The organism is Stieleria sp. JC731 (genome assembly GCF_020966635.1).
In the GTDB taxonomy this organism is placed as follows: Bacteria; Planctomycetota; Planctomycetia; order Pirellulales; family Pirellulaceae; genus Stieleria.
In genome coordinates this window covers 1,552,371-1,571,174 of the sequence record NZ_JAJKFQ010000005.1, presented here as the reverse complement: position 1 = coordinate 1,571,174, position 18,804 = coordinate 1,552,371, and the positions used below count along the sequence as shown (strand labels likewise).

Sequence of the window (18,804 nt, the reverse complement as noted above, 5' to 3'; positions counted from 1 at the left end):
TGGGCCTAGGTGACGATCGATGAAGAAAATGAAATCAGCCGACTTCGAGAATTCAAAGCCGGCTGACCGGAGTTTTGGATGGGTTGGAAAGTGTTTTGCTTTCTGGAAAAAACGTTACCGCGAAGGATCGGGGATTCCTAGGCCTGTTCGAAGGCGTGGCTGATTCACCCCCCTAGGAACCTCGTTCCGTGGATATTTACGCTCGATCGCTTCGGCTGCACAACGAAGTTTCAGTGCTTGATCGAGCCGTCCGTCAAGTTCCGCCTGCGTCGCCTGATGCCAAAGCTCGGTTGCCCTGCGGGCGTCTTCTTCCAAGTCTTTCAGCCATATTGCGGCGTTTTTCCATTGCTCGGCCTCCTGCCCACGCGTCGCACTCGCGGCAAGCATAGCTTGTCGGCTGCGGACTCCTTGAAGATTTAATTTCAATGGTCCGAACTCCGTTTCCCAATCACAACCGGTCCACATCTCTACCCCGGTCGGAAATTGATTCGTTGGTGCGAGAGCTGCAGAGACGGGGGAAGTCGTCAATTTGGATCCCATAAACAGAAAAGCCCACATGGGAAGCGGTGCCATAAAGGGTAAACTTGCCAACCACTAAAGTCAGACATGCAAACCCTGTACCCAAAACCGATTCTTGTACCGCAGTGACGTGTTGCGTGTGAATGGGGCGGTTGGACGTTTAGCAACGATAGGCTTTCGAAGATTCAACACTGGGAATTCAGGACCGATGGCAGTCGCATGATTCAGCAATTTTTGTTTCCCATCTTGTTTCCCGGTTCCGTGCTGTTGACTGTCTTCTATTCGGTCATTTCGCTATGGGTTGGAATCCAGCGAATCGAGCAAATTGAATTGATGGAACGGCATGTCGAAAATGTTCGGGAATACCGTCGTGCCATCAGCCGATTCCAGTTGTCGCTTTTAGATGCCTCATCGCAAGCTTGGACCTATTACCTTTCCAAAGACCACGCGCATCAAGTCGTTGCACTCGACAGACTCGCCCGAGCAAGGCAACTTGCATCGGAAATGTCGATCGCGGGACAAGTCGCCAGCTTCCCCGATGCCGCACCCATCTCACCTGTCGTGGTTGAACAATCGATCGATGAAATCAGTGCGATCGTTATTGAATCCGCTCCGCAGGCAACGCCAAGTTCAACATCACCAAGGTCAAGCCTGCAACGTTTACAAGCAGAGATGCAACAGGCGATCGGCGAACTGGATGCCTCGGGAGATCGGTCACGGTCTGCACTACAACGTGATCGCAACCTGATCCGATCATTGCTGATCTATGGGCAGTTCGTGTCGCTTGGTCTGCTGGGATTGATCTATTACTCACGCCGAGCCGAACGAACCTTGCGTGGTGAAGCGGATCGCCAGGAACGACGCTACGCAACATTGCTTTCCGAGTTTTCCGAACCGATCCATGTCCAGGACGAGAACGGACGGGTGCTGTTTTGGAATTCCGGCGCGGAAGACCTATTTGGCTATACGGAAAAAGAAATGCTCGGCCGAAACGCGGACGAGGTACTTGGCATCTCGCCACAAGAATCTTGCCACGTTTCTTTGCACGCTCAAAGCGACCGCCAAATGTCGCGATGGGAAGGCGAAGTCCAAGTCCAGACGGCAGACGGTTCGACACTGGCAATCGAACGGCACGTCACACGGATAATGGACGGCGATGCTTGCGAAGGTGTCGTTGTCTTGGATCTCGATTCTGATCAACGAAAACTGACACAAACAGTTGATCGAAGGCGGCAGCGACTTGAATCGTTGGGGACATTGGCAAGTGGCATCGCCCACGACTTGAACAACCTGCTAACACCAATCCTGATGAGCAGCCGAATGTTGCAACGTGAGTCGCCGAAGATCAACCGGGCGGCTCTTGTCGAAACGATTGAACAAGCGGCATCTCGCGGAGCCAGCTTGATTGACCAACTGCTGACCTTCGCCCGAGGTGGCGAAGGAGTGCGAGTCGACTTGGATGTGGCCCCGGTGCTTCGTGACATGGCAACCATCTTGCAACGGACACTGAAAAATCAAATTCAATTGGAAATGTCGGTCCCCCATTCATTGCCTTTCATTCGGGGCGACGAAACCGAAATCAGCCAGTTGGTAATGAACCTAGCAATCAACGCCCGCGACGCGATGCCAAACGGCGGCACGCTAAAAATCCACGCCGATACGATTGAACTGAACGAACAAAAACTATTCTCGTTTACCCAACTGGATCCGGGGCACTATGTCCGACTTGAGATCTCCGATACCGGTCGCGGAATCCCGGCGGTATTGCGAGATCGGATTTTCGAACCATTCTTCTCGACCAAGGCCCGTGGTCAGGGGACCGGACTTGGTCTATCAACATCTCTGGGTATCATCAAAAGCCATCAAGGAGCAGTCGATGTCCAATCGACGGTGAACGTCGGAACCACCATGTCGGTGCTTCTGCCCGTGACGACATCAGCCGAACCGCATTAGCGGCGGTTCTCACAAACACAACCAGGGCTAAAGCCCAATCGGCTAATCAGAAAATCAAGTAGCATTGGCACCTATCAGCCGCACCGCGTTAGCGACGGTTCTCACAAACACAACCGGGGCTAATGCCCAATCGGGTAATTAGAAATCCGAGCTGGACCAAAGCAACGAACACTTAACCGACCGCTTTAAAATTCAGACGACACAACCTCAGCAGGAAGAACTTCCTTCGATCGACATGAACCCTCCGACGCTCCTTGTAATTGATGACGATCCATTGATCCTGCAGTGTATGGAACTGTGTTTGCCAGAACCGGAGTATCGCGTGGTGACGGCGGGCAGTGCCGAAGAAGGGATTGAAACGTTCCGTCGTATTCATCCTGATGCCGTTCTGTGTGACATCCAATTGCCCGACCGATCTGGACTCGCGCTCGCAAGTGAGCTGCACGAGTTAGACCGCCGCACGCCAGTGATCTTGATCACGGGGCATGGAACCGCCGAAACAGCCATCACCGCGATGAGCAACGGCGCATTTGACTATGTAACCAAGCCGTTTCATCCGGACGAAATCTTGCCGTTGATCGACTCGGCACTGGAAACTGGTCGGATGGCCAAGCGGCCTGCGGTGCTGCCCGGTGAATCCGACCGGGCCGTTAGCCGTGACGGCACCGTCGATCCGATCTTGGGCAAGTGCGCCAAAATGGTCGAAGTGTTTCGTTCGATCGGACGCGTCGCATCGAGAGACGTCGCGGTTTTGATCTTAGGTGAAACGGGAACAGGTAAAGAAGTCGTCGCCCGCGCGATCTATCAACATAGTTTGCGTCACGATCAAATCTTTCACGCAATCAACTGTGCCGCGATCCCAGAGAACCTACTCGAAAGCGAACTGTTCGGTCACGAAAAAGGATCGTTCACCGGTGCCGATCAACGACGCATTGGTAAGTTCGAAATCTGTGATAAAGGCACTTTGTTTTTAGACGAGATCGGCGACATGTCGCCCGTCATGCAAACCAAGTTGCTTCGCGTCTTGCAAGAAAAAGAGTTTGAACGGGTCGGCGGTTCTAAACCCATCAAAACCGATGTTCGAATCATCGCGGCAACAAATCGCAATCTACAAGCGGCCATTTCGGACGGAAGCTTCCGCAGTGATCTGTTCTATCGACTGAACGAATTCACGATCAATCTTCCGCCGCTAAGGGATCGCGGTGAGGACCTGCGGCTGATGATCGAGTACTTTTTTCAAAGCAACGCCAAACATTTGAAGAAGGACTTTCTCTCAATCGCTCCCGAAACGATGCAGATCTTGATGGACCATGATTGGCCCGGCAATGTGCGTGAACTTCAAGGAGCGATCAAACAAACCCTGTTGAAAGCGAGCGGCCCTGTGATCGTCCCGGCATTCCTGCCGGCTATTCTGTCGCAAGAATCTTCAGAGTTGGAAATGCCGGTGGCTAGCCATCAGTCCTGGCAAGATGGCTTGATCGCAGAGATTCAAGCGAAGCTGAATGCCGGATCCAATACGATCAGCGACGACATCCATGAAGAAGTTGATCGCTTGCTGGTCGAACGTGTTCTAAAGTCTTGTGGTGGTAACTTGAGCGAAACAAGTATTCGGCTGGGGATCAGCCGTCCCACACTTCGCACACGGATGCGACAACTGGGGATGACCGGCTAAGAGATTTCCGGGCGACGGGGCGTCTTTTCGGCACTCTCGGTCAAACCAGGCAAGCCTGTCTGGCGGAAGCAAGTCACTGCGTCTTTGTTTGGGTGTCATTGTTTCGCTCGAACCACCTAATCCGTTGCGGTGTCAGATTGGATAGAGTCCCGTCGGATAACGGACACGAATGACCAGGTGAACCAATCCATGTAGCGGTCCAGTTGCGATGATCGAACCGATAGCCCACGCTCCGAAACTTTTCCGGCAGTCACAGCTCGACTCCCGACACCAATACCTCGATGCATACGACGACATCGAGGCGGAACGCTTTGATCAATGGACGCTTGCTTTAGACGAAGATGACCACCAGGCCTGCTTGGACGACATAGCGTCCGCGTTCAGCTTCCAGCCGGGAATGCGAGTGCTTGACGTCGGTGCTGGAACCGGAGCACTCTCTCTTTCGCTGCGACACATTGATGGACTGGAACTGTCAGCCCTTGAGCCGTCGCTCCCAATGTCTGATCGCTATCGAGCGAAAGATTCGCTCGCCGATGTGCATCTAGTCAACGGCTTTTGCGATCATACCTGCGATCGAAAACTCTTTGACGAAGGCCAATTCGATGTGATCGCATCACGTCTGCTGGTCAATTGCTTATACGATCCGCTAGCCGCATTTTCGAATTGGCGTCACTGGCTACGACCGGGCGGATGCCTGATCGTGATCGACGGTCTATTTGATCGCGATGGATGGAACGGCAAATGGAGTGACTTCGTTGATTCACACCCTTTGTCGATCAATCAGTCGATGAGCTTGGTTCCGTACTTGATCGAAAAATCTGGCTTCCACTTGCAGCATGTCGGCTGGATGGAACAAACCAACGCCCGCCCCTCCACTAAGACAAAACGCTACATCGTCGTCGCCGAGAAGTAGGGGCTCACCGAATCGTTCTCTCTGCAGAATGAGTGAAAGTTTCTGCGAGAGACTTTCGTGCCGCGACGATTCCCGGACTGGTGTGGTAGTACGAAGCCGGCTTGGTCAGACCCTCGCGCGATTGGGCTGAATTCCTGCAGGCTGAATTTCTGATCCAGGTCCCGATCTTTGCTTCCGCTTTTTGTTTCTGCCAAACCGCGATCTCGCAGCAAACGCCGCTGAAGATTCGGTTCTAGGACAGCCTATGAATTGGTCCGCGATGGGGTAACATACTGGGGGCCCCGAGCCCTCCTGGTGAGCTGTTTCTCGAGACGCCCCTGACCGAGCTAGCATGCAGACGAAAACGATTTGCCCCCACTGCAGCCAAAAACTGCGTGTTACCGCTGACAAAATTGGGGCGGTCGTTGGCTGCCCTACCTGCAAAAACTTTTTTGCGATCGAATCAAACCGCAGCGTTTCGAATTTGGCGCGGTCCGTCCGCAATGAATCCAACCGGACGATCGAAGTATCCGAGGCAAGCACTTTAAGATCGCTCTCCACCTCGGACGAGCGTGTTGAGCGTCAGCGGGCGACTAGAAAGCTAGGTCGATTCAAGATCGTCTCTGTCCTGGGAACCGGCGGCTTTGGAAAAGTCTACAAAGCGCATGACCCTTCACTGGATCGATTTGTCGCGTTGAAAGTGCCGATCTTTGCCGACGGTGCAGAAAACCGAACACGGCGTTTTATCTCAGAAGCGAAAGCCGCAGCGAGATTACGGCATCCCAATATCGTCACGACCTATGAGTCAGGAAAGTCGGGCAGCCAATTCTATATCGCAAGCGAGTACATCGAAGGCGAACTGCTGTCGGATCGACTTCAACGTGAAAGCGTTACCTTTGCGGAAGCGGTCGAAATCGTCCGTAAACTCGCGTTGGCACTCGACTACGCACACTCCAACAACATCATTCATCGCGACCTCAAGCCCCACAACGTCATGCTTGATGTCAATGGCGAGCCTCAGTTGATGGATTTCGGACTCGCCAGGCGAACGGACGAGGACTCCAATCTGACCACCGATGGCTCTCTGCTGGGCACCCCGGCGTATATGTCACCCGAACAGGCACGCGGAGACGTATCCGAAGTCGACGCTCTTAGCGATCAGTACAGTCTGGGTGTCGTGCTGTACTATTTGCTCACAGGATCAACCCCGCACGAAGGAGCACCGTATGTGATCGTCGCAAAGGTGGCTCAGGGCGACATCCATCCAGTGCGTGACAGAAACCCTGATGTCGATCGGACGCTCGAAGCAATCTGCCAGAAGGCGATGATGCCTGACAGGAGCCTTCGATATCAGTCCTGCAAGGAGTTTGCGACGGATCTGCAGGCGTGGTCCGAATCACGTCCCGTGCTGGCACGTCCGATGAACCGGCTTCAGTCATGGGGACACCAAGCCCGAAAGCACAAGGTCGTTCTCGGGTCTGCCTTCAGTGTGATCGCGGTGGCTGTCGCTGCAGTCATGCTGGTTCTGTCCGCCAGACAACAACCAGCAGATTCTTCCACAGAAGACACTCGCGTCGCTGAATATGTCCAGCCGCCCTCCTCAGCGTCTGCGTCACCACCTTCGCTGCCGACAGACAAAAGCGAACTCTCGCAGCCTGCAAGTCTTGTGACAGTAGCGACCGACAATCCAGAGCTGACAGACGCTTCGGAAGCGTTTAACAATCCAGAACCGTTCGATTTTCAAAACGTAGCAGTCAACCTCCGGCAAGAGTCTCTGCTCACGTTCTTTCCTGATAACCTCGACGAATGCCGACTTCACGGAACGGTTTCGCGAGACGCTGGAAACTTGGTCCTCAATCAGCCGACCGATACTCTAGCCGAGATCGAGTTGCCTGCGTTTCTACCAGACCAATATCAATTGAAATTGTCAGTGCGTCGTGAAAGCGATGCCGGTGACTTTGTCGTTTCCATCCCGCATCAAGGTTACCCGGTATCGGTTCATATCGATGGTGGTTTAGGAAGCGGTATTGGTGAGATCGACGACAAGCTTTACATGCACAACGAATCGTTTGTCAGTCGCCGATGTTTCCAGCGCGGGCAAACCCATGTCTTAGAAATCGAGTCGACTCCGAAAGGCTTGTTCGTCCGATGGGATGGCGAAAAACTAACCGAGTTTACCTCCTCACCGGAACGCTTAGACCTCGACGCATGGTGCCAGCATCCCAATCGACTCTACCCCGTCTTCAAAGCGGATCACGGCGCGCAGATCGTTCTGGAAGAAGCGTTGTTGCTTAGCCCACCGGGAACATATGCCAGATCCGGCATACCAGCCTACCCAAAGAGCGAAGCCGCAATTTCGCTCGCCGAAAAGCAGTTCGGTTCCAGCTTTCGCGGTGTGGTCAAGCTCGCAGATGATGTCCAAGGCAATATCGAAATCCAATCGGACAACGAAGGCGAGCCAAAACTCAGTTTTGATTTTCAGACCCCGGGAAAACCACGCTGGATATCGGCGTCCTCCATCGACTTCACCCCGCTGGCGAATATCAAAGGCCGGTTATCAATCTCGGCGGCTTGGATGACAGATTGGGACAAGGTAGTGATCCCAGATTTCAACCCCAATTGCAAACTTGAATATCTGAGCCTCGCTGACGCTCAAGGGCTAACCGGCGGCTTGCTCGAGCGATTTCCTGGCAGCAATCTGCAAGGGATCAGTTTGCACGGGACCAACCTGGGTGAAGAGGTGGCAGATACGATCTGGGCAATGAAGTCTTTAAGATGGGCTCACCTGCGAAGTGTCCAAATTGGGAAACGCAATGCGATGGTGCTGGCTGCACTACCAAAACTCACTTCGCTCTCGCTAAGCACTCGCAGAATGTCGCCCGAAGCATTGATACGTTTGGTTCAGTCCAAAACCATTCAAGACCTGGAACTCAACAACAAAGAACCGGATAGGTTTGTCCATACCGACGGAATCCTTGATCACCTCAAAACAATGGAATCGCTGGGTGTATTAAGGCTTCAACTTTCAGCATTATCCCAACAAGCGGTCGATCGATTCCGGAACGAAAAACCAAATATCGAAGTTGTTTATCAGCCAATTCGAACACTTTCACAAAGTCCAGTGCAAACATTCAAGGGCTGGAGCAACACCTGGGGATCGGACGGCAATCAAATCCTCTTAAACGGTGGCGGCGAAGAAGGTAATTCGGATGGGATGCTAAAGTTCGTTGACATTTGGACCGGTGAAGAAAACGCTGTCGCGAATGCGGCTAGAGATCCCGCCGTTGCTTTCGCCGGAGAACGCCAGATCGCGTACATGGATGAATCAAAGTTATTCGTTTGCGATGCGGATAAAACCAACCGTCGATTGATTTTTGACAAAGCTTCGTTCCCGTCATGGTCTAGTGATGGCCAAAAGCTGTACTTCTATGATTTCCAGGAGAAATTCGTCAAATCCGTGGAAGTCAATGACAACACTTCGATTCCCAAAAAAGTATTCGAATGCCGGACACACAGCTTCCCCTCTGTCTCGCCTGATGAATCCATGGTCGCATTTCAAGACGGCAGCAAGCTCGTCGTTGCCGATCTTAAAACAGGCCACACCATCTTCGAAATTCCGCTTGATCGGTGGTCAGGGCTGCTCACCGGTTGGTCACCTGATAGCAAGCAACTGAGCTTTGGCGATTATGGTGGAGGATCCGGCGCCTGGGTTGTCGATATCGCATCGCAAGAGTCGAAAAAGATCTTAGGTGGTTCGCACACATTTCTAAGATGGTCGCCCGATGGGAAGTACATTGCGGCCGACGAAAGGGGAAAATCCCAAGTAAACATCTTTCTCGCTGAAAGCGTCGGATTGAAATAACGGATCAAGCACGCGAACAATGCCAACCCAGGTTCGTCCCACCTTCCCGGAATCACATGGGTGTTTGTACGCGTTTGGCTGCTCCGACCAAGCCACAGCTTACGAATTGGAAGCAGGTACAATCTCAATTGCCGCGGCAAAGAGATTCCTACTCAACGATGTGGCTAGTAGGATCCCGGTGCGGCTTCGCTTATTGCCTGCTTTTTCCGCTTCCCGCAAAACTGAACCATGCGCACAACGAAACTTGCATTGTTGGTTTTCATTCTGGCACTCGCGAGCCAGTGCCTTGCTGCCGAGCTTGAATGGATTCGAGTGGCCAACGACAACCGATCGTTCGTGATGGAAAAGTCGGGACGCAAGTTTGTCCCTTGGGGATTTAACTACGACCACCAAGAGGACAGCGGGCGACTCATTGAGGAATACTGGAATGACGAGTGGGCCACCGTCATCGAAGACTTTGCGGAAATGAAGCAGCTTGGAGCGAACGTCATTCGCATCCATCTTCAGTTCGCTGCCTTCATGGAATCGGCCGACAAACCGAACAATGATTCGCTCGATCAATTTGAACGTCTAATCAAGCTGGCCGAAACGACAGGGCTATACCTCGATCTAACCGGGCTCGGCTGCTATCACAAAAAAGATGTTCCCGCTTGGTATGACAAACTCAGTGAATCACAGCGATGGAATGCCCAGTGCGTATTTTGGGAATCCGTTGCAGAACGCTGCGCCAATAGCCCCGCGATCTTCTGCTACGACTTGATGAACGAACCGGTGGTCCCCGGTAATGATGAACGAGACGATTGGCTTGGTGCTGGTTTTGGTGGAAAGCATTTTGTTCAATTCATCACCCGTTCCGCAGGGGGCCGGCCTCGCCACGAGATCGCCAAACGCTGGATCAACCAGCTTACCGCTGCGATTCGCAAGCATGACCAGAATCATCTGATCACAGTCGGACTTGTACATTGGAGTCTTGATCGCCCCGGCCTGACGTCGGGTTTCGTCCCAGATAAAGTCACCGAACAGCTCGACTTCATCGCCGTACATCTTTATCCAGAGTCCGACAAACTCGATGAGGCAACCGCCACACTGAAAGGATTCGCGTCTGTCGGCAAGCCGGTTGTCATCGAAGAAGTTTTCCCACTGAAATGCAGCACCGAAGAACTCAGCCACTTTATCGGTGAAGCGAAAAAGTACGCGGCCGGTTGGATCGGCTTCTACTGGGGAAAGACACCCGACGAGTACCGCGAGCTGAAGACTCTTCGATCAGCCATCGTATTGAGCTGGCTGGAACTCTTTGAACACGAGACAAATCAATGGCAATCGAGATTTGCCAGCGCCCAGTGCGAAGGAACTTACCAACATCATTTGCAAGGCATCTGCACCAACGGTAAAAACGAGATCTATTGGTCGTTCACAACAACGCTTGTAAAAACAGACCTCAACGGCAGCGTGCTGAAGAAGATTCCCGTTGCTAATCATCATGGCGATCTGTGTTACCAGGATGGCAAGCTGTACGTAGCGGTTAACCTTGGTAAGTTCAACGATCCCAACGGAAATGCCGACTCATGGGTCTACGTTTACGATGCCAAGTCACTGGAACACTTGGCCTCGTATGAGACTCAAAAGGTCTATCATGGTGCGGGTGGTATCGGCCATCGTGACGATCGTTTTTTTGTCGTCGGCGGCTTGCCCGCCAACATTCAAGAAAATTATGTCTACGAGTACGACGCTGATTTTCAGTTTGTGAAAAAGCATGTGATCAAAAGCGGCCATACCTACTTGGGCATCCAGACGGCAACCTTCGCACACGACCGCTGGTGGTTCGGATGTTACGGCGATCCAAAAATTCTGCTGGTCACCGACGCCGACTTTAACTTGATCGGACGCCACGAGATCGATTGCTCGCTTGGCATCGAGGGGCTATCCGACGGTCGACTCCTTGTTGCCAACGGACGCTGCGACAAGGATAAAGGTTGCCGGGGAGCTTTAAACTTGGCGACCCCTGACCGCCGCATTGGCTTCAAAGTCCAAAACGACTAGTATCCAGAATGACTACCAAAGACGACTTCGCAACAGCTGGGCACGAAGCCATTTCAACGCGTCGAACATCCCAAGGACGCAGAGCATTTCTAATGAATGGCTCGTTGGTGCTCACCGCTTCGACCTGCATCACGCCATCACTACTCGCTAGCGAAGCGAATGAACCCGCTTTGCAAGTCGGGCTCGTTACGGACCTGCACTATGCCGACAAGCCGCCAGCTGGTAGTCGCCATTATCGTGAGACACTCGACAAGCTGTCCGAAGCCGCAGAACACTTCGCCAAACAGAAGCTCTCGTTCATTGTCGAACTCGGTGACCTCATCGATGCGGCTGATAGTGTGGAAACCGAGCTAGGATATCTTAGCCGAATCAATCAAAGCTTCTCGGCGATCTGCGACCAACGGCACTATGTGCTCGGCAACCATTGTGTTCACACGCTGACGAAAGAAGAGTTTCTTGGTGGCGTGGGCCAAGCTCAGTCGTACTATTCTTTCGATTCTGGCGACTATCACTTCGTCGTTCTCGACTCTTGCTTCCGCAGCGATGGACAGCCCTACGGCCGGAAAAATTTCGTCTGGACGGATCCGAACATCCCCGCAGCCGAACTCGACTGGCTCAAAGCTGACTTGTCCAACACCACGAAAAAAACCGTCGTGTTCGCTCACCAGCGACTTGATGTCAACAATCAACACGGAGTCAAAAATGCCGCCGAAGTCCGAAAGGTGCTCGAACAGTCCGGCAACGTTCTGGCCGTCTTTCAAGGTCACAGTCACAAGAATGACCTCAAAGACATCAATGGAATCCATTACTGCACGTTGGTCGCAATGGTTGAAGGCTCCGGTGCGAACAACAACGGCTATTCCGTGATGAATCTGTCCGCGGATGGGACGATCGAGATCACCGGGTTTCGCAAACAAAACAACTACCGCTGGGCCCAATGAACCGAGATCAACAAATTGTGCTCGGCATCACGGTTACATCTTCGGGGCAGGCGACTGTCGCACCGTCCCTTTCAGATATCTTGTTTGACTTGGCAATCAAGCTTGAAGAGTCAACCGATTTGCCGGTCGATGTTGAGCACGTTTTGGCGGCAATCGTGCTGGCATCCAGAAACGGGCAGCTCAAACCAGAGGCACAGCTCTCCTCCGACGATCAAACGCTGATTGCCATCCTAGCCACACAAGTAAAAACCATCTTCACCGACTACGGCGGTCAAGTCGGCTCGGATGATTAGCAACGACGCGCGGGTTCGAAGCAGCGATTTGTTCAGTTCCACACAGTTTTCATTTGCCCCCCTAACGACTCGCAGTCTGCTCGGTCTCTCCCAACTTTGCAGAAGCCCCCAGCAACTTCAGATTCAAAGAACCGCCCTTAAACAGCATTTCGTCAAGCGCCCCATCGATGTCGGCTTTGCTGATCGAGCCATCACCATCGCGTTCAATATTGCACTGCACGATTCTTCGCATCAGCTCTTTCATGAAAGCGGCGCTCACACCATCGGTCCGCCGTACGATTTCGTTGACACACACATCGTCAACCGAAACTCCTTGGGAATATAGTTTCACTAGTTTCGAACGTCCCTGCTGGTCTGGCAGCGGGAACTCAATCGCTTGGTCAATTCGCCCGGGACGGGATGCGAGTGCGGCCTCGAGGGCCTCCGGCCGGTTCGTTGTCAAGACGAACAAGATATCCGCGTCTTCCTTGAGGCCGTCCATTTCATTAAGAAGCCGGTTCAACATGACCTCTTCGCAAACGCTATTCATTTCAGTTCGATTCCGCGCGATCAGGTCGACATCTTCCATCACAACGATGCTTGGCTGAAGCAGTCTTGCGAGCGTCATGTAGTCGCCTAACAGACCGACCTGTTCCGCTGAAATCAGAAGCGTCGTATGTCCTTCGAGTGCACGCGATAGGTAGTGAATCGTGTGCGTCTTGCCGGTTCCGGGTGGTCCATAAAACAAAAGTCCCTTCTTTGTCGACTGATTGAACTGAGCAAGCCGTTCACGTTGGCGAACAAAGCCAATCACGTTTCGTTCAAGTAGAGCAATAGTGGATTCTGGTAAGATCACCTGATCCCGTTCCACTTGTCGCAACTTATGAACCGTGATACCGCTTGATTCACCTGTGTAAGAATGGTCATCTTTTTCAAGTGACAGAATTTTTCCGCGGTAGGAATCGGCACGAAGTATCGAATCCTCAAGTCGCTTAAAAAATTCCTGAGCAAGCTGTGTCCCCTGTGCTGAGTTGGCCGTTCCAATTTGAAACTGAAATCCTGTCGTACAGCCATATTGTCCATATAGCGACAGTAAAACGGCGTACGGCATGCCGTCTTTCTCCAGCATCCATAGCCCGTTCTTCAGAACCCGAACGAGCTGCTCGTCACCCACATCCAATTCTTCATGTTCGGGCGGTACCGAAACGGCAGGATTGTGAGTCGACTCGACAAGACATTCCGACAGCGACAGGCCTTCGTGCGAATATTCGCGTCGCACCCCGAAAAAATGCACGATCTTGGAATCGGTCCCGAACAATTCATCGATCGCCTTTTGCAAATCCGCCCGGACACGAAACGGAAATTGTCGCTCGGTGATTGTGATCTCCTTCACCGGAAGCGGTTTGAAGTGCGCCTTCAGCAAATCGGCCACCGAATCAGCAGCTTCACCCGAGAACGAGATTCCAAAACGTTGAAACTTTAGGCCTATGAAGGCAAGCACTCCGCCCGCCAAAAACCAAACGAGATAGTCCATCAATCCGCCCAATGCAGCGAGTGATTTGAGTCGACCCTATTTTATTTCAGGCAATGACAACCAAGTCCACAATAGGGTTCGGATCATTGCTGGGTTTCCGAAACCCGATCGACGACGCCGTGGGTGATCGCGCGAGCGACAGCCGAGTCTTCGCGGAGGGCGTTCTTCATCAGGCCGCCTGAGTCACTATCTTTTAAACGAGGTATACAATCGCAGGTCGACTGCACCGCCAGTCATGCCGCGAACACAACTTTGCGGGCAATAGCAGTCTCAATCGGATTACAGATGCTGGCTATGGTTTTAGTTCCTGATCAGCAATCTGCTTCATTTCGTCAATTCCAATATTGCGGTAGAGAAGCGTGGACACAAAGTTCCGTTCGCCAGGAAGCTCTAAGAAGTTTGGAAGGTGCCAAACTTCTTTGCCTTTGTGCTTGAGCCACAACTCTTGAAACGCGAGAGAACCCGGTGCGTACATCCACCGTAATCCATCGTCCGTCTGGTGGCATTCCAATAACAGCGTTAGTTCTGGATCCGTACCTAGCTGATTCGTAAAGATAAACAAGCAGCCGTCGACCACGCTGGAGTCCGCTTGCTGCAATTCGGTGGAGTTGAGGCGGAAGACCGCTTTGGGTAACAGTTTCAGCTGTTGAATCTCACCGGACGTAGCGGACTTTGTTTCGGCAGTGAACTGCTTGGCCAGCCCACGCATTTGAATGTCTCGTTGACGAAGTGCAGCAGGGTCCGAACCTGCCGATGGTTTAACCGCCACTTCCAAGAGGCGTAGCTCAACTCCTGTTGGCGCCCATGTCGGTCCCCATTTACATGGACTGTAGATCGGCTGAGGCGGTGTTTCGACAAGTGCTTGAAACTCCTGATACACCTCATGTCCCGAATCAAGTGGCAAAGACAAAACCCCGCCCGCAACTATCGCACGTCCTTTATAAGTCCAAACGAAAACATCACCAGAGTTTGGTGCTTGGGTGTCGCGGTAGCCTTGATAATCCAGGCCTGTCCAGGTCATCACCGGGGGTTGAAGCTTCAGCTTTTCTTTCCCTTCCCGGTCGAGATAAAAATCAAGTTGCTTTGCCTGGTTCCGATAAAACTTTTTCAGCGTTTCGTAGTCTTCCTTCGCGTTCTGTGCCGCAGCTGGTAAAACCGCCAACACTCCGATCAACAAAACCAAAAATCTCATCGCGATTTCCTTGAAGTGAACGCACTTTGATACGCAAGTCGAGCTGATCAATCACTCAGCCATCTCGCATCATCTTCGCAATTAAAGACATTGCGTCTGAAATGATAGTGGTGCAGATGTCAAACTGCAAAAGAAAAGTCGAAAAGCAATCTTGGCAGGGCAGCAGCGTACGTGCGTCTTCACTGGAAGTTGAAACCGCATGCTGGCGCGTTGCGGCTGATGAGGCTGTGCACGTGCGTTGGCCAACCGCACGCTGGCGCGTTGCGACTGTGCTCATGAGTGAGAACCGCACGCTGGCGCGTTGCGGCTGATGAGGCTGTGCACGTACGATGGCCAACCGTACGCTGGCGCGTTGCGGCTGATCGTCAACTGTATTTAGGTAACGCCCATCGCATCAGCGGTTTTCAATCGGATTCATCAGCCGCTTGGCGCCAGCCTGCGGTTCTCGCCCTCTGGACCCAAACGCACAGAAATCGCTACCACTGATCATCCGATTTGTCGTTTTTACATACGGGCACTCAATCGGTCTTCTCATGTCTCAACGTTGATCGACCCAAATCACCCAGTTGCCGCCAATAGACTTCAATTTCAGAAACGCCCGATCGGCAACTCGGGTAGTTTTTTTGTTAAACGATTGATTTAAAACGCCTGACATCGGATCACTCATGCGATTCGCAATAGGCCTCCCGCCTCTGAATCTGGAAGACGTCCTTGATTTATCGCGTCAATGATCTCATGGGGCCATCTCTCAACTTCTTGACTGCTGGCGACTCCGCGCATGAATTGAACGGGCAAAATCACATATTTGTTGTCGGGATCAGCAATCGCTAACGTCTCCCACCAATCCTTTTTGACCGCTCGCCATTGCCATTGAAAACCTGTCACGATATGCCATGCCCACAGAACTCCAAGGGCGGCAGCGGGAAACGTTGTCTTACACTTGATCACCTCACCTGCTTGAATGCGTTTAACAAGTTCCTCTATCTCGACCACGAGTGCAGGATCACCGATCGGAGGCTTTTCGCCGAGCAAATCTTGTGCGGCTTCAGTCATCTCAACTTCAAATGCGTTGTGGCGCAACTGCATTTCGGTCAGCACGACACTGCTGGCGTCCACCGGCAACCCACGACCAGCAGCGTCCATGAACATGTAGATGTATTGCTCGCTATAGGTCTCGGTGTCTTGGTTGTCGGCCATACTCGTTAAGGTTCTCGGAGGTCATATGGGTCCAGTGGCGTTGAATAGGATAACAATGTTGATCCAACGCGATGCCACGACGAAGTAAAATGCCAGCACGATTTCCAGATTGTGACACCCGGCAGGAACCGTACGCTAACGCGTTGCGGCTGATGAGGATGTGCGTATGAGAGGGAACCGCACGCTGGCGCGTTGCGGCTGATCGTCAACTGTATTTGGGTGAAGCCTATCGCATCAGCGGTTTTCAATCGGATTCATCAGCCGCTTGGCGCCAGCCTGCGGTTCTTTCCCTCTGGATCAAAACGCACAGAAATCGCTGACATATCTACCTTTGATCATCCGATTTGTCGTTTTGAAATACGGGCGCCCAATCGGTCTTCCCATGTCTCAACGTTGATGAATTCAACGACACCAGGACGTCCAAATGCTATTTCCCTTTGAGACTCTGCGACGTCACGCTGAACACGAGCACGATTTCCAGATTGCAACGCCAGGCAGGAACCGCACGCTGGCGCGTTGCGGCTGATGAGGACGTGCACGTGGGATGGCCAACTGTACCCTGGCGCGTTGCGGCTGATCGTCAACTGTATTTGGGTGACGCCCATCGCATCAGCGGTTTTCAATCGGATTCATCAGCCGCTTGGCGCCAGCCTGCGGTTCTCGCCCTCTGGAACAAAACGCACAGTAATCACAGACATCTCTATCTTTGATCATCCGATTTGTCGTTTTGAAATACGGGCGCCCAATCGGTCTTCTCATGTCTCAACATTGATCCAACGCAACGACGCGGGGATGCCAGGACGTCCAGATGCTATTTCCCTTTGCGATTCTGCGACGTCAGGCTAAACACGAGCACGATTTCCAGATTGCAACGCCCGGTAGGAACCGCACGCTGGCGCGTTGCGGCTGATAGCGAAAAAAAAGCCCGCGAGACGCTTGGTCTTGCGGGCCTTCTTTATAGTGGAGGATAACGGACTTGAACCGATGACCTATTGCATGCCATGCAATCGCTCTCCCAACTGAGCTAATCCCCCGGGGATTTTGCAAGCTTCCACTTGCTGGCTGAGCTGCTGCCCAGCGAAGACGCGGAAGTTACTGGTTCGCAACTTGGCTGGCAAGTCCACATTGAAAATTCAATCAACGCCGACTCGAATGCTCGCCAACTCGCGTGGCGGTATCCTAGCAAAACTAATCACGCGTTGCCAAGGCTTCCACGATGTCCTTCCTAGACATTTTTTCAGGTCCTTGGTTCGTTGCAAAATCCAAGTCGCCGCGACCGAATTGATTTCGATCCCGGCGAATGATTATCGGACGTTGGGACGCTTCCCAACTATTCAGCGTGATAGCCTCGCCACATCCACACCAATGTGTCCGCTAGTGTCGCTTCGAAAACGCGACCGTCGCAGTGCCGTGAATCGCGGCTAAAGACATAGCGATAGTCGTATCCTTTGGCTTTGAGTGCGTCCGCGGTGCGATTGTTGGCCATCACCCAATTGTGGTAAGTGTCCTCCGGATCGTTGGCTCGCAAATCGTTTTCGGCTACGTGGGTGAAGATCCGCAGCGGCTTCTTCTCGCTGTTTTCGATCAGCTTCATACCCGAGTGATATTCCCATGCTCCCAGCGGATACTTTGCCTCTTCGGGTGCGTCGTCATCCTGCTGATCGACAAACGTGCCCGAATACGTGATAAGACGGCGGAACAAGTCAGGACGAAACCAGCCGATCGTCAGCGCGGCCGCGCCGCCAGAGCTACATCCCATCACCGCTTTGCCCCAAGGATTCTTGGTGAACGCGATGTTCGGATAGGCAGCGCGAATCTCAGGGTGATTCAATACCGCTGGTAAAACTTCGTCGTTGATAAAGCGAGCATGTCGATCACTCATCGTGTCATATTCCAAGCCTCGCTGGCTACCTTTGCCATCGTTTCCTCCATTTTCAACGGCGATCGCGATGAAGGCCGGCAAACGGCGCTGCGGATCATCCGAAATGGTCAAGTTGTCCAGTGCGTTGCGAACGAGGTTCAATCGGCTTGGCCCGTCGAAACTGACCAAGATCGGTGCCTCGGTTCCGTCTTGGTAGGCAGCCGGAACGTAGACAAAGATCTTTCGCTCTTTCCGAACCGGTTTGCGTCGGCTGAGTGTTTCGTCGTCACCGCGAAAAATGTTGCTTTCAGCGAGCGGCATCGTGAATTCGAACGACTTGCCTTTCGGGTTCCCTTGGTCAGTCAATTCCGGCTGGATCTTGTAGTCGGGACCGACCACATGGTTTCCGTTGCCTTCCTTCGTTGGATTTTCAACATAAGTCTCCTCGGCTGTCACCTCAGCCAAAGGAACGGAGCTGCTTAGAGCGACAAGCAGCGCGAGGCAGGCCTTCATTCGCTTCGTCGAGAGGAATTGATTCACGGTGGGTTTTCGTAGGTTCACTTGAGGACTTTTAAAGGGGAAGGAGAAACTGGGGGGAAGTCAATCCTACGACAATGGATGCCGAGAGATCGCCAAACATTCTAGCAGCTCTGGGACTGAAAAAATGGCTCCCGAGTATGGCATATGCCGCCGGATTGGCGGACAGGATCGCAGCGAGGTTTTGGATGGATCCCGCGTTGTGCGAACGTGGGTGCGGACAGGCGACTCGCTTGCGGGGTGCGTGAATGTCGTTGCCAGACAGCAGCGAACTTCCTTGGCAAGCCCTCGTCGGCGCGGAAGGCTCGTCAGTCTACAATCCGACTTTGGTT

The 18,804-nt window shown here is 52.7% G+C and carries 12 protein-coding genes and 1 tRNA gene; 7 read left to right on the top strand and 6 right to left on the bottom strand.

Annotated features, from left to right (window positions below):
* Positions 1-114: 114 nt before the first annotated feature.
* Positions 115-528 carry a hypothetical protein gene (locus LOC67_RS16605; protein ID WP_230263727.1) on the bottom strand — a complete coding sequence of 138 codons (414 nt, stop codon included), beginning with the start codon at positions 526-528 and terminating at the stop codon, positions 115-117.
* A 210-nt stretch (positions 529-738) separates the two neighbouring features.
* On the opposite strand from LOC67_RS16605, the gene LOC67_RS16600 reads away from it, so the two are divergent.
* From LOC67_RS16600 to LOC67_RS16570, 7 genes are all read left to right on the top strand, one after another.
* Positions 739-2,472 (top strand): two-component system sensor histidine kinase NtrB, encoded by a 1,734-nt coding sequence (locus tag LOC67_RS16600; RefSeq protein ID WP_230263726.1) that lies wholly within the window; start codon positions 739-741, stop codon positions 2,470-2,472.
* 235 nt (positions 2,473-2,707) lie between these two features.
* On the top strand, positions 2,708-4,144 hold the full coding sequence (locus tag LOC67_RS16595; RefSeq protein ID WP_230263725.1) for a sigma-54-dependent transcriptional regulator: 1,437 nt from the start codon (positions 2,708-2,710) through the stop codon (positions 4,142-4,144).
* 208 nt (positions 4,145-4,352) lie between these two features.
* A complete protein-coding gene (locus LOC67_RS16590; protein ID WP_230263724.1) occupies positions 4,353-5,057 on the top strand; it encodes a class I SAM-dependent methyltransferase in 705 nt (234 codons plus the stop codon).
* A 331-nt stretch (positions 5,058-5,388) separates the two neighbouring features.
* Positions 5,389-8,898: a protein kinase domain-containing protein gene (locus LOC67_RS16585; RefSeq protein ID WP_230263723.1), complete on the top strand. Its 3,510-nt coding sequence runs from the start codon at positions 5,389-5,391 to the stop codon at positions 8,896-8,898.
* 228 nt (positions 8,899-9,126) lie between these two features.
* The gene (locus LOC67_RS16580; RefSeq protein ID WP_230263722.1) at positions 9,127-10,938 is read left to right on the top strand and encodes a cellulase family glycosylhydrolase; all 1,812 of its coding nucleotides are present in this window, start codon (positions 9,127-9,129) and stop codon (positions 10,936-10,938) included.
* Positions 10,939-10,946: 8 nt separating this feature from the next.
* On the top strand, positions 10,947-11,879 hold the full coding sequence (locus tag LOC67_RS16575; RefSeq protein ID WP_410001139.1) for a metallophosphoesterase family protein: 933 nt from the start codon (positions 10,947-10,949) through the stop codon (positions 11,877-11,879).
* The gene (locus tag LOC67_RS16570) at positions 11,876-12,172 is read left to right on the top strand and encodes a hypothetical protein (RefSeq protein ID WP_230263721.1); all 297 of its coding nucleotides are present in this window, start codon (positions 11,876-11,878) and stop codon (positions 12,170-12,172) included. Before LOC67_RS16575 ends, LOC67_RS16570 begins: the two co-directional genes overlap by 4 nt.
* 61 nt (positions 12,173-12,233) lie before the next feature.
* On the opposite strand, the gene LOC67_RS16565 is transcribed toward LOC67_RS16570, so the two are convergent.
* The 5 genes from LOC67_RS16565 to LOC67_RS16545 all read right to left on the bottom strand — a co-directional run bounded on the left by LOC67_RS16565 (position 12,234) and on the right by LOC67_RS16545 (position 18,448).
* Positions 12,234-13,685, bottom strand: coding sequence for an AAA family ATPase (locus LOC67_RS16565; protein ID WP_230263720.1), 1,452 nt, complete (start codon positions 13,683-13,685; stop codon positions 12,234-12,236).
* Between the two features lie 292 nt (positions 13,686-13,977).
* On the bottom strand, positions 13,978-14,877 hold the full coding sequence (locus LOC67_RS16560) for a hypothetical protein (RefSeq protein ID WP_230263719.1): 900 nt from the start codon (positions 14,875-14,877) through the stop codon (positions 13,978-13,980).
* A gap of 663 nt (positions 14,878-15,540) precedes the next feature.
* Complete coding sequence (locus LOC67_RS16555) at positions 15,541-16,074, bottom strand: hypothetical protein (RefSeq protein WP_230263718.1); 534 nt, start codon at positions 16,072-16,074, stop codon at positions 15,541-15,543.
* 961 nt (positions 16,075-17,035) lie between these two features.
* A tRNA-Ala gene (locus LOC67_RS16550) sits at positions 17,036-17,108 on the bottom strand.
* Between the two features lie 296 nt (positions 17,109-17,404).
* The gene (locus LOC67_RS16545; protein WP_261366974.1) at positions 17,405-18,448 is read right to left on the bottom strand and encodes an alpha/beta hydrolase-fold protein; all 1,044 of its coding nucleotides are present in this window, start codon (positions 18,446-18,448) and stop codon (positions 17,405-17,407) included.
* Between the last annotated feature and the right edge of the window lie 356 nt (positions 18,449-18,804).

Excerpts from the sequence above, each read along its gene's own strand:
- LOC67_RS16575 (WP_410001139.1), top strand. The coding sequence starts at position 10,947 with ATGACTACCAAAGACGACTTCGCAACAGCTGGGCACGAAGCCATTTCA.
- LOC67_RS16595 (WP_230263725.1), top strand. The coding sequence starts at position 2,708 with ATGAACCCTCCGACGCTCCTTGTAATTGATGACGATCCATTGATCCTG.
- LOC67_RS16580 (WP_230263722.1), top strand. The coding sequence starts at position 9,127 with ATGCGCACAACGAAACTTGCATTGTTGGTTTTCATTCTGGCACTCGCG.
- LOC67_RS16585 (WP_230263723.1), top strand. The coding sequence starts at position 5,389 with ATGCAGACGAAAACGATTTGCCCCCACTGCAGCCAAAAACTGCGTGTT.
- LOC67_RS16545 (WP_261366974.1), bottom strand. The coding sequence starts at position 18,448 with ATGAAGGCCTGCCTCGCGCTGCTTGTCGCTCTAAGCAGCTCCGTTCCT.
- LOC67_RS16555 (WP_230263718.1), bottom strand. The coding sequence starts at position 16,074 with ATGGCCGACAACCAAGACACCGAGACCTATAGCGAGCAATACATCTAC.
- LOC67_RS16600 (WP_230263726.1), top strand. The coding sequence starts at position 739 with ATGATTCAGCAATTTTTGTTTCCCATCTTGTTTCCCGGTTCCGTGCTG.
- LOC67_RS16570 (WP_230263721.1), top strand. The coding sequence starts at position 11,876 with ATGAACCGAGATCAACAAATTGTGCTCGGCATCACGGTTACATCTTCG.
- LOC67_RS16565 (WP_230263720.1), bottom strand. The coding sequence starts at position 13,685 with ATGGACTATCTCGTTTGGTTTTTGGCGGGCGGAGTGCTTGCCTTCATA.
- LOC67_RS16560 (WP_230263719.1), bottom strand. The coding sequence starts at position 14,877 with ATGAGATTTTTGGTTTTGTTGATCGGAGTGTTGGCGGTTTTACCAGCT.
- LOC67_RS16590 (WP_230263724.1), top strand. The coding sequence starts at position 4,353 with ATGATCGAACCGATAGCCCACGCTCCGAAACTTTTCCGGCAGTCACAG.